Source organism: Thermobacillus xylanilyticus, from assembly GCF_907165215.1.
Classification (GTDB): Bacteria; Bacillota; Bacilli; order Paenibacillales; family Paenibacillaceae; genus Thermobacillus; species Thermobacillus xylanilyticus.
In genome coordinates this window covers 1-14,953 of sequence record NZ_CAJRAY010000041.1, presented here as the reverse complement: position 1 = coordinate 14,953, position 14,953 = coordinate 1, and the positions used below count along the sequence as shown (strand labels likewise).

Sequence of the window (14,953 nt, the reverse complement as noted above, 5' to 3'; positions counted from 1 at the left end):
TCAAGATCAACCCTGGTCTTCCTGGCTGGCAATCTCCTCGTAAATCCTTGCCACGCGTTCCCATTCTTCGTCGTCTTCAATGCCGACGAGGAACATTTCATCATTCTCTTCCTCGATCCGGAAGATGACGCCGTCCGCTTCCGGATCATTCCGATCCAGCAGCACGGCATAGGCCGAACCTTCCGAATCGAACGTGTACACCATGATCATCTCGTGTTCGCGGCCTTCTTCATCCGTTACGATGAACACGGGATCGTGTTCGTGATCATGCTCGTGGTCATGGCCGCAACCGCAAGCATGGTCATGCGAATGTTCGCTCATCGACAACCCTCATTTCGAATATCATATGCCATCAAACGTATCGTACCATGCCGCTAGCCGCCGGGTCAAACGACAAGCGCTCCGCGAACGGAGCGCTTGTGCGGCACCACGGGCATGCAGGTCATTTGGAGAAAATCAGTTTCTCGGAAACGAGCGTCCATTCGCTTCCCGACGCGGGCATCATGTACATGCGCACTTTGTACTCGCCTTCGGAGGCAAATTTGTATTTCAGCTCTTTCGTGCGAAGCTGAAAGATGTTCAGGTTTTCGGGATTGCTCTCGTAATATAACTCCTTGGCCGTATTGCCCGGATCCACAATTTCCATCTTGGCGGCCGAAATCGGCGTACTCAGGCTGTCACCGTGCACCAGCACATAAAAGGTAACCGTGCTGCCCTTCTCGACGGCCTGGAAAGGATATACGCCGTTCGAGTTCACGCTCATGGTCATCATGTGGATGTTCGGCTTGTTGATATTGACCTGCTTGTTGTCGCCCCAGGAGATAAAAGCATTCAACGAGTCGGCCAGCTGCCTGATCGGCAGAAACGTCGTTCCGTCCACCACGATGCCCGATTCGCTCAGGGCCGAACCGTTCACCGAAACCTTGATTTTCTGGCTGACCGTGTCCGCGAATATCATGCTGCCTCCCCACAAGGACAGCAGGAGTGCGGATATGAGCACCTTCTTGAATCTCATGCGCATGAACCCTCCGTCAGCATTTCCTTGGATGTATAGTTATACTCGACCAGTTGTCCAAAGTTGCGGGGCGCCATGCGAACAATTTTCCGACTTTCCTGCTGTCGTCTCTTGTCGCGATTTGCGCTCGCCCGGGAAATACGCATGCGCTCGAGAGATTCATTGCACGGTGCGGGTCAGGATGCAGGGCACGCCTTTGCCGACAGCTCCGGGTTCCCGCATGCGCAGCCGGTACCGGATGCCGCGCGGGCAGGGTGTCGGACACGCTTCACAGGTATCGGACAGCACGATGCTCATGCGGACGACGGGGCGGTCTGAGCGTTGATTCGCCCGTTTTTTTCCCGCTTTGGCCTTGCTCATGGGCAGGACTCCTCTCCGCGAAAATCCGCCCCATTATATGCTAGCGCCCGCCTCCGCGCATGCGCGAATGCCCGGTTGTTCAGAATTTGTTCAGCCTCTTTCCTTACTGTAAAAAAAATGATAAAGTTTGAACAAACGTACCCGGAAGGGAGTTCCGTTATTGGATATTTTAATGCTCGGAACCGGAAATGCGTTTGCCAAGAAGTATTACAATAACAATGCATTGCTCTGCCAGAACGGGTTCACGCTGCTGATCGATTGCGGCATTACCGCGCTGCTCTCGCTCCACCAGATCGGCCAGCCGCTGGACGGCATCGATGCCGTCCTGATCTCCCATATTCACGCCGACCACATCGGCGGACTGGAAGAATACGCGTTCCGCATGAAATTCCAATATCGCAAACGGCCGGTGTTGTACGTACCCGACAAACTGGCCGAACCGCTGTGGGAGCATTCTCTCAGGGGAGGTCTGTGGCAGGAACAATCGCAGAAGCTCGAAGATTATTTTGAAGTGCGGCGGATCCGTGAAGGCATTCCGGCCGTTCTGCACGACGGTCTGACCGTCGAGATCATTCGCACGGAGCATATTCCGGGCAAAATCAGCTACTCGCTGCTGTTCAACAACAGCTTCTTCTATACGGCCGACATGCGGTTCCATCCCGAGCTCGTGACGGACCTGGTGCGGAATCGCGGATGCGTCGTCTTCCACGATTGCCAGTTTGTCACACCGGGCGAGGTCCACGCCACGCTGGAGGAACTGCTGACGCTGCCCGAAGATGTGCAGTCGAAGATTTATCTCATGCATTACGCGGACGACAAGGACCGCTACGAAGGCCGCACCGGACGGATGAAGTTCATCGAACAGCATGTCCGATACACGATTTCGGACGGCAAAGTCGAGCCGACAGCCCCGTCCGGTCCGTAATAGTGCATAACACGGCGAAAGCCTCCGGCCGACGATCGGCAGCCGGAGGCTTTTTGCACGTTTCAGAACATCGGCAGATTGTCGAGGTTGTTGGCGGGATCTCCGTCGGCATCGCCGCGGATGTACATCTCGCCGTCCCTTCCCTTGAACACATTCGCGCCTTTGATCCGGCCTTCCTGCACTTCGCGGAGGGCCTGTTCGTAATTCAGTTCCCGCCCCGCCGAGGTGCGGAAAGCCGTTATATCGCCGTCGCCGTTCTTGCGCACGGCCGTAAAAGTCTCCCGTTCCGTCATCACCGTCTCGCTCCTTGTCCATGCGAGAGGCCGAATCGCAGCCGCCCCGTCAGCCATTCTGTCCGAAAGTCAGTATGCCCGCAAAGGTCATCCATTAATCCGGATCATCCGGAGGGCGTTCCGACGAAAACGAATCACCAAAAATTTTTTTTGATAATGGGGTTGACTAACGGTTCGAAACTTGATATATTATAACTCGTCACTGCGATATGATCTGTTAGCTCAGCTGGGAGAGCACCATCTTGACAGGGTGGGGGTCAGTGGTTCGAGCCCACTACAGATCACCATTATCAAACGTCCAAGAACCCTTGAGACTCAAGGGTTCTTTTTCTTTTTGCCGGCAGTTGCCACGCAACTTTTCGACAGTTTCAGGCGTCCAATGGTTTATAAAGGATGCTCGCCTTACCCATCAATCGCTTCGAGGTGATCGGCATGATGAACACGCGCAGAGGCTGTCGGTACCGTCTTTCGGCGGCAATGTTTGCGGCAGGGCTGCTGATCTGGCTGTCATTCGTTGGATCGGCCGCGGCATTTCCGGACATTCAAGGCGACCCGAACGCCGACCGGATACGCCATCTTCAGGAAGAAGGCGTCGTGTCGGGCGATGCAAACGGCAGGTTCCGGCCGGACGACAGGCTGACGTATGCTGAAGGCGTTTCCATGATCGTCAAGGGACTCAAGCTCGGACTCGACGGCATCCGATTCGTCAAAGAACCGAAGGCAAGCGATTCCTATGATTTCGTCCTGGACGGCAAATGGTATTCCGACGCGTTTATTACGGCAAGTTTTTATCTCGACATGCCGCGCAGCGTCAAACCCGACCTGTCGATGACGCGCGAGCGCTTTGCCTATCATCTCTACCGCGGAATTTCGTCCAAGGCCGGCTTTGCTCTTCCGAAGCCGAAACTGGTGATCGAAGACGCCGCCGACATCGCGCCGGAGTACCGGGAAAGCGTGCAGCTGCTGCTTTTTGCCGGCATAGCCGAACTGGACAAGGACCGGCGTTTCGAGCCGAAGCGGGCCATCACGCGCAGCGAAGCAGCCGGCATGGTCTACGAAGCTTCGGCCTTCCTCCGCCAGCTTGAAGCGTCGGGCAAACCTGCAAAAGCCTCCGATCCGTCGCCGCTCACCGATCTTAAGCTTGAATCCGCGCCGCTGACCGGCGAAGTGAACACGGTGACCGTTCGGGCGACCGCGCCTCACCCGGGATACGGCATCCGGGTGGCGTCCATCGTATTTGATCAAGGCAAGGCATTCCTGCATGTCGAGCCGGTCATGCCCAATCCCGACCGCATCTACCCGCAGGTGCTGACCGAAGTCTCGACGGCGGTGTACATCGGCTCGGAATACAAGCCGGTGCTCGCGCTCCCGGAATAACCGGCGGGCGGGGGATCGTTACGGCAGAAACCCGTCCCGGCTCCACAACGCGATGCATCCGGATTTGCCGGCATGACGGCGCAGCGTGTCGTAGAACGTTCGCGCCGTCTCCGGATGGTACAGTTCCCCTTCCCCGGCTTGCTCATACATCCTGCGAATGCCCAGCGCTTCCGTCCGCTTCCCTCCCGCTCCGTCGCCGTGAAAAAAATCGTCCACGACGATGCGCGGCGCCATTCGCGCCAGATCGGCGGCGAACGATCCGCCGTGCGGCAGCAGCGGCGATACGGCGATCTGCACGTCAACGCCGGCATCCCGCAACTCCGCGAGCGCGCGCTTCCTGGCCGCAATGGGCGGCGCCTTCGGCGTGAAACGCTTGCGGACGGACTCCAGGTCCGTCTCAATTGTCATGCTGACGCGCACGCGGGGTCCGAGGCGGCGAAGCAGATCCGCATCGCGCACCACGAGGGGGCTGCGCGTCTGCAGCAGCACGAAGTCAGCCGGCGCCTCCGCCATGATCTCCAGAAGGGCGCGCGTGACGCCGAATCGGGCTTCTGCGGGCTGGTACGGGTCCGTCGCAGACCCCACGAAGACGGTCATCCTTCCCCGACCTCGGGCCCGCTGCCATTCCTTGCGGAACGCCTCCCGGTCCATCCGCTTCACGTCGACCCATTCGCCCCAGGGTGACGCACGGAACATGCCGACCGGCATTCTGCGGACATAGCAGTAGGAACAGCCGAATGCGCAGCCGGCGTAAGGATTGAACGTATGCGTGTACCCTTCCAGAAATCCGCCGGCCGGATTCAGCATCCTGCCCGGAGTCCTGAATCGGATGTCCATCTTTGACCACCGCCTCCCGCACTGTGCGAATTTTGAAGGCCGGCCGAATTCATCGGCCGGCCTTGCTGCACTTGATCCGCTTCTGACACATCATCGTTCAAACGGGGAGTAGAACCCGCGCGCATAACCGCGCGCGCGCCGTTTGACGACCAGTTCTTCCGGCACATCCTTGCGATGCACGCGGGACACCGGAGCGCTCGGCGCATTCTTGGAAGGGTACGGCTCGAAGAACACCTGATGGGTCTCGTCATCGTACCACTTCACCTTGTCCATTTGAACAAGGTACCCGCGCTCGAGTTTTTTGAAACCCATCGTCGACAGGAATCGCTCCTGCTCCTCGAGCGTGCTGATTTGACTGAACACTTCGTTCTTGGTCTGGTACTTGATGACGTTGCTTTCCACAAAGGTGAAGAGGACGTCGTTCAAGTCGAGCATGACGATTTCGAATTCTTGTCGGCTTACGCGTCTGACTACCGGTATTTGCATGTTATGCGTCCTTCCTTCTGAGTTCAGCCGGGATCTTCGGGTTGTTGAAATAATACAGCGAACCGGTCAGAACGAACAGCGAGGCCAGGCCCGCTATGCCGGCAGCGATCAACCTGAGTACGCGCCTCTTCATCCTTGTTCACCCCCTTCCGGCGTGTTCTTGATGAGCAAGGACACGGCTTGCAAGAGGCATACCAAGGCCAGCACATCCGATCGGATGAAGAAATTGGCTGCGACCGCGGCGGTCGTAAGCGCTTTGAGCAACGGATAGTACCCAGGAGCAATTCTCGCGTACTTGTCCAGATTGGACGGGGCGAAGATAAGGAAGAGCAGCGCCGCTGCCGCCGTGAAGACGCAAACCCAAAGATCGTTCAAAACAATATGCGGTATGACGGACATGACGGCGGTGGAGGCGATGATGCAGAACCATCCGGATTTCAGATGATACCCGCCGCTGAACATCCGGATCAGCGCGAACGAGACCAGCGCAAGCGCCGTATCGGGCAGGGCGTCGGTGAACCATCCGATCAGCAGCGTGAGGCCAATGATCGACAAGGTGTTGCCCGCAACGTTCAGCGCGTAATAAATGACGTCCACGGAAGGCGGCGATACCCCGTTGCGCACCATGCCCCCATGCAGCGACTCGGCGGCTCTACGAAGCATCCTCATAATCCTTCCTCAAGAGATAGTACAGGAATATGGGAAGCGTAACAAAAAACACTATATAGGTAAACAAGAAGTAATTGTCGAATTTGTCCCGGAACAGGTATGCCGCGGCCGCGCCAAGGGAAATGCACAGCACGATGGTGAAGAGCAAGATGGCATTCGTGCCGCTGAACCGCACATCCGCGCGATGCGAGGTCGGAACAAAATCAAAGTTCCAGTTCATGACATAGAGCAGCCGGCACAGCGCAAGTTCAAGAATGGCCGTGAGCACCTGGATGGAGGACATGATCCAGGGGTTGTTCTGAATGTCGGTCAAAGTCAGATCGAGCATGAACATCAATCCGGAAACGACGATGCCCTGAAGCACAAACCCCGCCACGAAACCGGAAAAATTCATAATGATCGAATAGAACATCGGAACTCTGAACAACAGACAGAACCAGATCACCAGCAGAATGAGCTGGATGTAGGATGAGAATTCGGCCAGGTTCTCATTGAGCCGGGTGACATAGGAAATTTGGCTCATCAGAAAAGCGATCAACAGGGTGAACGCTATCATTTTGGGCTTGATGCGGAAACGGAACAAGGTGAACATGAAAACGAAATAAGCGAAATATTCAAATGACGAACCAATCAAAAAAAGAATATAATCCACGGCCGACCGTGCTCCTTTGGCTTCCAGGGTTGTCCATTCGCTATATTTCGATTATATTGCCTTTCCCTCCGGGCATCAATCTCCAAATGATCAATTGTTCACGGCATGGCCGGATCCGCAGCCAAACAAAAAACGTCAAATGAATTCGATCATTTGACGTTTCCGATGACAAATTATTATATAAAACCGATCTGCCAGGAATGAGCTCAAATGGTGCCGAGGACGGGAATCGAACCCGTACGGGTGTCACCACCCGCAGGATTTTAAGTCCTGTGCGTCTGCCAGTTCCGCCACCCCGGCGCGATTCCAACCCATGATGGTGGGCCCTGAGGGACTCGAACCCCCGACCAATCGGTTATGAGCCGACCGCTCTAACCAACTGAGCTAAGGGCCCCCGGAAGTTCCGTACGGAGATCATGGTTGCGGGGGCAGGATTTGAACCTGCGGCCTTCGGGTTATGAGCCCGACGAGCTACCGGACTGCTCCACCCCGCGTCAATTCAGTGCAGCACTGCAATACAGCGACAAACTTAACTATACAATAGCCATTCCCCGCGCGTCAAGTATCAAGGGTTGCCCGGAAGGGATGAAGCCGGGCAGATCCCGGACGTTCGGCGGTCGACATCCGGGATCATTACGGCAGGTAGCGGACGCCGTAGCGGCCTTTGCGCGAACGGAACACTTCAATTTCACGCGGACAGTCGCAGCCGTATATCCACCAGTCGTTCTCCATTCGCTTGACCAGGCAGCCCGCCTGAAATTTCGTATCATATAATCGGACCCAGTATACCCAACCCATGTCCATCCTCCCCGCTTGTGAAGATTCGCTGTTAGAATGCCCGCATCCGCGGAAATTCAAGCGGGCGTCCGCCTATGGTCGGACGGCCATGGTCGGATGCCGAAGGTCCTCCCGCAGCCAGGACTGGCCGTGGCTGCGGGAATCGCCGCGTCAGTCGATGACGACCGCATCGTCAAACGGGATGACCGGCGCTTCGACGTCCGTATTCGAATTGCCCTTGTTCTGCAAGATGGCATTGCCCTCGGTTTCCCATTCGGCAAGCGCATCTTTTACCGACTTCTTGTCATCGATCACTTCCTGGAACTTGGTCCGCCCGATGCTTTCCACTTGCCACAGATTCGGATTGTTCCGGTAGATTTTGTCCGTATCGGTCGTTGACGGCGGGACCGGCTTCAGCGTCGTGAACGCGTCAAGGTTGAAGCTGAGACCGGCCGGCGGTTTCAGGAATTCCTTGCGCGCCGACAGTTCATACATCGAGCGCGATTTCAGTTTGGCCCAATCCTTGCCATTGATGAACTTCACGTAATCCCAGGCGTCATCCGGATTTTGCGCCTTGGCATTGATCGCGGTGAGCGAGTTCAGATACGTGCTGCTGCCGATGCCCGGCGCTTCCTCATGCTGCGGCAGCGTGACGACATCCCAGTCCGGAGCCTGGAAGTTGGCGTTCTGGCTGGCATACTCCGCCGCCGCCTGCAGTTCGGTGATGTAGCCGTAATCCGCGGTGACCATCGCCACTTTGCCGGAAATGAACGGATCGCCGGCGAACGGGTTCGGCTGCTCGCCTTCTTTCACTTCCCAGGCATTGCCCAAGTCTTCCCAAGTCGGCACAATGTCGTTCTTGTGAAGATCCGCCATCGAGGTCCATACGCGTTCCCAGAGCGGCGAGTTGACCGTCATTTTCTCGCCGTTGTCGTCGAATACCTTCAATTGCAGCGGCGCGGCATAGGTGTACTGCATGTCGTAGTACGGATCGCCGATCCACCGGTTGAAGCTGAGGCCGAAAATCCGTTCCTGCCCTTCGCCGCGCGATACGCGTTTCGCGAGATCGAAGATTTCCGGCCAGAACATGTTGTCGGTCGGCGGGGTCACGCCCGCTTCATTGAACAGCTTCTTGTTGTAAAAGAGCGCGTTCGAGCTGAACGTCGGCGCAAGCGCGTAGAGATTGTTGTCGCCGACCGACTTGATGCCTTCCAGCACCGTCGGCACGAAGTCCTCCAGATCGAATTTGTCCCGCTGAATGAGCGGATCGAGCTGCTGCAGCAAGTTGTCCTGCACCAGACGGCGCAAATAGGTGTAGTCCACGATCAGCACATCGACGGGGTTGTCGCCGGTCAGCATTTTCGTCAGTTCCTCATAGGGATCGATCTGCTGCTGCTCTTCGCCCGTGTTGAATCGCTGCTTGTTCCAATCGATGGCCGATACGATCTGGATCTCGATATCCGAATTGAGCAGTTCGTACGAATCGGTGTACTGCTGCCGGAACCAGACTTCATCGCTCGGGCCGCCGTACAGGGTGCCGATGCGGAGCACGCGGGTTTCCGCGCCGCCCTGATCGCTTCCCTTGCTGCACGCCGCAAGCAGCGACATCATCATCAGCGCCGCCAGCAGAGCCGCGAAAGTCCGTTTCCATCCGCCGGCTTTGCCGGCCCTTTTCTCATAGGTGATCATGGTTCTCATCCCCCCAAAGATTTCGGCGCCGTGATGATAATCCGTTCGCCGTCAAATTCCATTGATGCTTTATCGCGAATGCCGAGGGCCGTCAAATAATCCTTCGGCACTTGCAACCGTCCTGCACGGTCGAGCACGACATACTCTTCATGCGCGTCCTTCAGCCCGCGGATCTCGCTGTCCGGCTTGTCGAGATTCTCGTTGCGCTTCACGAATTCGGTGCTGGTCAGACCGTCGCGGATCGCGACGACCCGGTCCACCTTGCCCGCCAGCGACAGGTCGTGCGTGACGATGACGATCGTGACGCCGAGCTCGCGGTTGAGCCGGCGGAAGATGTCCATGATCATGTCGGACGTCTTCGTATCGACCGATCCGGTCGGTTCGTCCGCCAGCAGAAGCTGCGGCCGGTTCGCCAGGGAGATCGCGATCGCGACCCGCTGCTGCTCGCCGCCGGACAGCTGGTGCAGCTTGTTCATCATCCGGTGTCCCAGCCCGACCATCTCGAGCAGCTGCTTCGCATAGGCGCGGTCAAGCTTGCCGGAGAGCATCATCGGCATCTCGACGTTCTCCAGCGCGGACAGATAGGGCAGCAGGTTGCGGGCGTTGTTCTGCCAGATGAATCCGACCGTCTTCCGCTTGTACTCGACGAGCTGCTCATCCGTAATTTTCAGCAGATCCCACGGACCGACGCGCACGCGTCCGGCCGACGGCCGGTCGAGGCCGCCGAGAATATTGAGCAGTGTCGACTTGCCGCTGCCGCTGTTGCCGATAATCGCCATCATTTCGCCTTTGCGGACGGTCAGGTTCAAACCTTGCAGCGCGACGACTTCCAGCTCGTCGGTTTTGTAGATTTTCACCAAGCCTTCGCATTCGATCATCGTTTCGGCCGACGTCTCCATCGATCACCGCTCCTCTCCCATCTTCACGGCCTGATGTACGCGCAGCCTGCGGATATGCAGGAACAAGAGCGCGGCGCCGGTCAGCAACATGAATCCGACGACGATATACAGCTGAATCGCATCCTGCTGCTCGAAAATGACCCGGAACGGCGGCACGGCATTGGCGACATTCTCCGCCGTCTGCAGGAACGGCAGGAACAGCCGGCTGGCCACCTTGCCGATGATGAAGCCGAGGCCGATCGCCAGGCCGCCCGTGAAGATCTGCTCCAGGAGCAGCATGCCGGTCAGCTGCTTCCTCGACAGCCCCATCGCGCGCAGCACGCCGAACTGCACAATCCGCCCGGACAGATTGAAGAACCAGTAGAGCAGATAGCCTGCCAGCGAGATGATGACCGAGACGAGGAAACCGAGACTGAGAATGCCGAAGACGCCGCCGCGCGTCGGATGCTTCGACTGGGTGATCAGCTCGGACCGGACATCCGTGACAGACGCCAGCTCGATGCCTTGATCCATCAAGGCCGTCACGATCGGCGCCACCTTCGCGTCCGGCTTCATCTTGAGCCATACTTCATACGGAATGAGCGGCACCTGGTCGTAGATGTAATCCAGATTGGCGATCACGAACGGCGATTGATCGGGATACTGCGACGGCCAGTATGGCAAAATGCCGACGATGACAAATTCCAGCATGCCGTCCGTCAGCCCCACCGAGATCAGATCGCCCGGCTTGAGCTGATAGCGCTCCGCCACATTCGACGGAATGATGGCCGCATGTTCGTATCGGCCCAGGAAATCCAGATAGTAGAACGGATGGATCGGGAACAAATCTTCCCGGAACCAGGCGACCTCGGCAAATTGGTCGTTGTTGATGCCCATCAGCGTCCCCTGACCGATCGACCGGCCGGAGACAACGATGTTGCCCCTCGTCTTGAGCACGCGCGCCGCGGCTTCGACGCCGTCCAGCGTGCGGAAGATTTCGAACGGCGGCTCAATGTAGTTGATGCGGGTCGGCGTACCCGATCCGCCGCCGGGATTGCCGCCGGGTCCTCCGGGATTGCCGCCCGGGTTGCCGCCGGGATTCTCGCCGGGGTTTCCGCCCGGATTCCCGCCGGGGTTTCCGCCGGGGTTTCCGCCGGGGTTTCCGCCGGGGTTGCCGCTCTGAGGCGGCACTTCCGCGCGTCCTTCCCACACGGTCTGGATGATGACGTCCGAGCCGTAGCGGTACAGGATGCGCTCGGTCGAGTTCAGATCGATCGTGCGCGCCGCCGCTGCGTTGTAGACGCCGAGACCGAGCGTCAGGATGAGCAGGATCATGAGCGGATAGTACGCGCCGGACGAGCGCGACAACTGCGTCAAGGTCAAATACAGCGGCAGCGGCAGCATTTTCCGCCCGAGCCATCCGATCAGCTTGAGCAGCAGCGGGAACAGCCGCAGGCAGAACAAGCCGATGGCGAAGATGGCGATGGCCGGGACGAAGAACAGAAACGGATTGACGTTCAACTGATCCGTCGTCATGCCGGTCCGGAACGTCAGCATCTGCCGCTCGTTGAACAGATACCAGCCGTATCCGGCTACGCCGATCAGCGCCACATCGAGGAACCAGCGCTGCCAGAGCGGTCTGCGGTCGCTTCTTGCGAGCTGCCGCTTGTAATCGACGATCGAGGACCGCGCATACAGGATGGCCGGGATGACCGTCGACAGAATGGCGAGCAGCACGGCCGCGACGCCCGCGATGGCCGCCTCCGTCGAGAAGCCGACGGGGATCGCCTTGCGGTCCACGAACGTCAGGAAGCCGTTCGCCGAACCGATGCTCTTCGCCATGAACCAGCCGATGAGCGGTCCGAGCACCAGCGCGGTTCCGCCGAGCAGCAGCCCTTCCAGGACGTAGATCCAGATGATCTGCCGCGTGCCGGCGCCGCGGCTACGCAGGACGGCGATGTCGCTCCGCTGCTTCTCCAGCGATTGCTTCGCGTTCATCGCAATGAAGTAGAACACCATGGCGATCATCGGCGCGGCGAGGGTGAAGAGCAGTGTCTGCAGCTGCAAGCCTTGCCGGCGGAATTCGGTCAGAGTATTCGCGAACGAGATTTCCACCCGCGTGTCCTTGAGCAGCTGATACAGCTCGATATCGAGCCGGTCCAGCGTCCTTCTGAGCGGCGCGAGCTGGCTCGTCTTGATCTCGCGAAGATCGAAGGAATAGTACCAGTAGGCGTTGTGAACCGGCACCCCCGCGCCGATCAGCTTGTCGGCGAAGGCGTCCTCGCTGACAAGCAGCGTATTCATGATCGACTCAAGCCCCTGAAACCAGTAGGGATCGGTCTGGTCCAGCGGCATGTACGCGCCGACGATCTTCACCTTGAGCACGAGATTCAGACCGCCGTAGATCGGATAATACAGTTCGTCTCCGATGTGCAGGTCGTTGCGGTAGAGCGCCTCTTCCAGCATGACAGCCTCGATGACGCCGTCGTCCGCGCCCTCGTCGCCATACATGCGGCCCTGCATCATCTCGACCTTCTCTTCAAGACCGGACATCGTCGCGATCGTCATCTGCCGGACGCGGCTCGCATCGACCTTCGTCGGGTCGACCGGCGCCGTCTCCGTGCCGCGGATCGACCGGACGGAAGCGAACGTGTCATACGGGAATCCGATCCGCTCCGGCACTTTCTCACGGATGAAGGCATCCACATCGGGAAGTCCGGCCTGGTCGGCGGCGGTGGAACCGCCGCTCGCCTGATAGCGGATGAGCAGCGAACCGGCCGGCATGCCGGTGCTTTTCTCCCGGAGCGAATCGGCCACGACCCGCTTGAGCGCGCCGTCCGCATACATCGGTATGCTGACGGTGAACGCGACGGCCGCGATCAGCCCCGCCGCCGTGCTGAGCGTCAGCCAGCGGGTATTCCACATTTTGCGGAACAGAAAGCGTAGAAGCGGCATACCCATCGCTCATCGACCTACGACTTTCTGTCCCGGCGTAAGACCTTCGAGGATTTCGACCAGCGTCGCCGTCTGCTGGCCGACCGCCACATCGACTTCGCGCTTGCTGCCGTCCTCTTCCACGACTTGAACGTAGGTCCGGGAACCGATCGTCCGGAGCGCCGATGGCGGGATGACGATCGCGTTCTCCTTCCGGTTGATGATGACGTTCGCCGACAGCGGCGTGCCGCGGTTCACGCCTTCCGGAATGCCGCCGATGTCGATCTGCACATAATCTTCCGGCCGCTCGGAGCGCTGCTGCTGCTGGGGTGGCCAGCCCCCGTTCCCTTCGTCGTCCGATTGCGCAACCGGCAGCAGCGAGACTTTGCCTTCGAACTTGCCCGCCCCGTTGATGTCGACGACCGCCGGCATGCCGACCGCGATCTTCTCCAGATCGCTCTTCGAGAAATCGGCGGTCACCACCAGCCGGCCGGTGTCGGCGATGGTGACGACCGGATCATACGCCTTGATGAGCGCGCCTTTCTCGACGTTCACCTGGACGACGGTGCCCGAGAACGGCGCCGTAAGCACCGCTTTCGCGATCTCGTTCTCCAGATCGACGATCGCCTGCCGCTGCTCTTCAAAGCTGATGACTTCCATCTCGTAATCGACCGGGTCCATCTCGTCGCGTTTGCGGATCGTATCCTTCATCCTTGTCTCCGCACTCCGGAACTGCAGCTTCTTCTGGCGCAGCTCTTTCTCCATGTCGTCCACGTCGAGCACGGCGATGACCTGCCCGGCTTCCACGTAGTCACCCGGCTTCACATTCAGCGTCCGGAGCCGCTTCCCGTCCAGCTCGAAGAACAGCGTCTCTTCCTGCTGGCTCATGATTTTGCCGAGCGCTTGCACTTTCGATTCAAGCGTTGCGGTGGTTACCTCGTATTCCGGCTTCTTCGAGATTTGCGGCGGCGTGATGTCGGGCAGCTGCTCTTCCTCGCCTTCATCCGGCAGCAGCGCGCATCCTCCCACCGCAATCGAGGCGGCGAGCAGCATGGCGGCGGCAGCCGGCACCCGGCGCCGGAAGAAGGCGGCAGCCCGCTCCATCAGTCCGCGCGGCTCAGATGAATTTTCCGTCAACCATTTCATAGACATGATCGGCAACCTCCAGAATCGTAGGGTCGTGCGTCGTCATACAGATCGTGATTTGCTCCGTTTCAATGATCGCCCGGAATACTTTCATGATCTGGGCGGCCATCTGGGAATCGAGCTCCGCCGTCGGCTCATCCGCCAGGATCAGCCTCGGCCGGTGGGCAATCGCCTTGGCGATGGCGACCCGCTGCTGCTCGCCGCCGGACAGCTCGAACGGGCGATGGTGCATCCGCTTCCCGAGACCGACCAGCTCCAGACATTCGGTCACCCGGTCCTTCCATTCCGCCTTGGGCACGCCCGCCATCCGCATAGACAGCTCCACGTTCTCGTAGGCGGACAGCAGCGGCAGAAGCGCGTACGCCTGAAAAATAAATCCGATCTCCTTCCGCCTCACGTTCGTCCGCTCGTCATCGCTCATCCGGTGGAATGCGTACGGTCCGAACTGAATCTCGCCGCGGGTCGGCGTATCCAGACCGCCGATCAGATTGAGCAGCGTCGTCTTGCCGGAACCCGATCGGCCGCGCAGCATGACAAGCCGCCGCGGGTGCAGTTCCATGTCGATCCCTTTCAGGACGTGCAGCTTCTGTCCGCCGACGTCGAAAGATCGTTCGACGCCTCGGGTCACAAGAAGCGGTCCCGCTTCCTCCGGTTCCCGGCCGCGCGCATCAGCGGCCGCGGCAGCTGCGGCATCCTGCCGCTCTTTGGTCCGTCTCAGCCGCAGCATGTCATCAATCCACTCCTTCCAACACCGCAAAACGGATGCGCCCGCCCGGGAGAGACAGCGCCAGCCGTTTTTGCTTGACTACCTATCAGTTAGACGGCGCAACCCCGGAAAAAGTTACGAAAAATTAATCACTCAACTTTCGCAGTATGAAATGGGCAAACAAGCCTTGATGTAGCTGGGCAAAGCTG

Annotated in this window: 17 protein-coding genes and 4 tRNA genes; 3 read left to right on the top strand and 18 right to left on the bottom strand. The window is 58.8% G+C overall.

Annotation, left to right across the window (positions count from 1 at the left end; translation table 11 throughout):
• Positions 1-6: 6 nt before the first annotated feature.
• From KJQ12_RS08525 to KJQ12_RS08515, 3 genes are all read right to left on the bottom strand, one after another.
• Positions 7-321, bottom strand: a complete 315-nt coding sequence (locus tag KJQ12_RS08525; RefSeq protein WP_015255101.1) for a DUF1292 domain-containing protein — start codon at positions 319-321, stop codon at positions 7-9.
• 121 nt (positions 322-442) lie between these two features.
• Positions 443-1,015: a stalk domain-containing protein gene (locus KJQ12_RS08520; RefSeq protein WP_015255102.1), complete on the bottom strand. Its 573-nt coding sequence runs from the start codon at positions 1,013-1,015 to the stop codon at positions 443-445.
• 159 nt (positions 1,016-1,174) lie between these two features.
• Positions 1,175-1,375: a hypothetical protein gene (locus tag KJQ12_RS08515; RefSeq protein ID WP_015255103.1), complete on the bottom strand. Its 201-nt coding sequence runs from the start codon at positions 1,373-1,375 to the stop codon at positions 1,175-1,177.
• A gap of 160 nt (positions 1,376-1,535) precedes the next feature.
• Between KJQ12_RS08515 and KJQ12_RS08510 the strand changes: the two genes are divergently transcribed.
• Positions 1,536-2,300: an MBL fold metallo-hydrolase gene (locus KJQ12_RS08510; protein ID WP_213484292.1), complete on the top strand. Its 765-nt coding sequence runs from the start codon at positions 1,536-1,538 to the stop codon at positions 2,298-2,300.
• A gap of 62 nt (positions 2,301-2,362) precedes the next feature.
• Here KJQ12_RS08510 and KJQ12_RS08505 read toward each other — a convergent pair whose 3' ends face one another.
• Positions 2,363-2,593, bottom strand: a complete 231-nt coding sequence (locus tag KJQ12_RS08505) for a DUF3892 domain-containing protein (protein WP_213484291.1) — start codon at positions 2,591-2,593, stop codon at positions 2,363-2,365.
• A 211-nt stretch (positions 2,594-2,804) separates the two neighbouring features.
• Between KJQ12_RS08505 and KJQ12_RS08500 the strand changes: the two genes are divergently transcribed.
• Together KJQ12_RS08500 and KJQ12_RS08495 are read left to right on the top strand one after the other, a co-directional pair.
• Positions 2,805-2,880, top strand: a tRNA-Val gene (locus tag KJQ12_RS08500).
• A gap of 148 nt (positions 2,881-3,028) precedes the next feature.
• On the top strand, positions 3,029-3,970 hold the full coding sequence (locus KJQ12_RS08495) for an S-layer homology domain-containing protein (protein WP_213484290.1): 942 nt from the start codon (positions 3,029-3,031) through the stop codon (positions 3,968-3,970).
• A gap of 18 nt (positions 3,971-3,988) precedes the next feature.
• Here KJQ12_RS08495 and KJQ12_RS08490 read toward each other — a convergent pair whose 3' ends face one another.
• From KJQ12_RS08490 to KJQ12_RS08430, 14 genes are all read right to left on the bottom strand, one after another.
• Complete coding sequence (locus tag KJQ12_RS08490; RefSeq protein WP_213484289.1) at positions 3,989-4,807, bottom strand: SPL family radical SAM protein; 819 nt, start codon at positions 4,805-4,807, stop codon at positions 3,989-3,991.
• 90 nt (positions 4,808-4,897) lie between these two features.
• The gene (locus KJQ12_RS08485) at positions 4,898-5,293 is read right to left on the bottom strand and encodes a LytTR family transcriptional regulator DNA-binding domain-containing protein (protein WP_213484288.1); all 396 of its coding nucleotides are present in this window, start codon (positions 5,291-5,293) and stop codon (positions 4,898-4,900) included.
• A gap of 1 nt (position 5,294) precedes the next feature.
• Positions 5,295-5,426: a hypothetical protein gene (locus KJQ12_RS19755; RefSeq protein ID WP_280529255.1), complete on the bottom strand. Its 132-nt coding sequence runs from the start codon at positions 5,424-5,426 to the stop codon at positions 5,295-5,297.
• Positions 5,423-5,956 carry an accessory gene regulator ArgB-like protein gene (locus KJQ12_RS08480; RefSeq protein ID WP_213484287.1) on the bottom strand — a complete coding sequence of 178 codons (534 nt, stop codon included), beginning with the start codon at positions 5,954-5,956 and terminating at the stop codon, positions 5,423-5,425. Before KJQ12_RS08480 ends, KJQ12_RS19755 begins: the two co-directional genes overlap by 4 nt.
• Positions 5,946-6,614 (bottom strand): hypothetical protein, encoded by a 669-nt coding sequence (locus tag KJQ12_RS08475; RefSeq protein WP_015255112.1) that lies wholly within the window; start codon positions 6,612-6,614, stop codon positions 5,946-5,948. Before KJQ12_RS08475 ends, KJQ12_RS08480 begins: the two co-directional genes overlap by 11 nt.
• A gap of 211 nt (positions 6,615-6,825) precedes the next feature.
• Positions 6,826-6,914 (bottom strand) — tRNA-Leu (locus KJQ12_RS08470).
• Positions 6,915-6,931: 17 nt separating this feature from the next.
• Positions 6,932-7,008 (bottom strand) — tRNA-Ile (locus tag KJQ12_RS08465).
• Positions 7,009-7,031: 23 nt separating this feature from the next.
• A tRNA-Met gene (locus tag KJQ12_RS08460) sits at positions 7,032-7,108 on the bottom strand.
• Between the two features lie 139 nt (positions 7,109-7,247).
• On the bottom strand, positions 7,248-7,412 hold the full coding sequence (locus tag KJQ12_RS08455) for a hypothetical protein (protein WP_015255113.1): 165 nt from the start codon (positions 7,410-7,412) through the stop codon (positions 7,248-7,250).
• Positions 7,413-7,562: 150 nt separating this feature from the next.
• Positions 7,563-9,080, bottom strand: coding sequence for an ABC transporter substrate-binding protein (locus KJQ12_RS08450; protein WP_213484286.1), 1,518 nt, complete (start codon positions 9,078-9,080; stop codon positions 7,563-7,565).
• Between the two features lie 5 nt (positions 9,081-9,085).
• Positions 9,086-9,958 carry an ABC transporter ATP-binding protein gene (locus KJQ12_RS08445; protein ID WP_041854386.1) on the bottom strand — a complete coding sequence of 291 codons (873 nt, stop codon included), beginning with the start codon at positions 9,956-9,958 and terminating at the stop codon, positions 9,086-9,088.
• 24 nt (positions 9,959-9,982) lie between these two features.
• Positions 9,983-12,919 carry an ABC transporter permease gene (locus KJQ12_RS08440; protein ID WP_213484285.1) on the bottom strand — a complete coding sequence of 979 codons (2,937 nt, stop codon included), beginning with the start codon at positions 12,917-12,919 and terminating at the stop codon, positions 9,983-9,985.
• Between the two features lie 3 nt (positions 12,920-12,922).
• Complete coding sequence (locus KJQ12_RS08435; protein WP_213484283.1) at positions 12,923-14,044, bottom strand: efflux RND transporter periplasmic adaptor subunit; 1,122 nt, start codon at positions 14,042-14,044, stop codon at positions 12,923-12,925.
• On the bottom strand, positions 14,010-14,765 hold the full coding sequence (locus KJQ12_RS08430) for an ABC transporter ATP-binding protein (protein WP_213484282.1): 756 nt from the start codon (positions 14,763-14,765) through the stop codon (positions 14,010-14,012). The genes KJQ12_RS08435 and KJQ12_RS08430 overlap by 35 nt, the downstream gene beginning before the upstream one ends.
• Positions 14,766-14,953 lie beyond the last annotated feature (188 nt).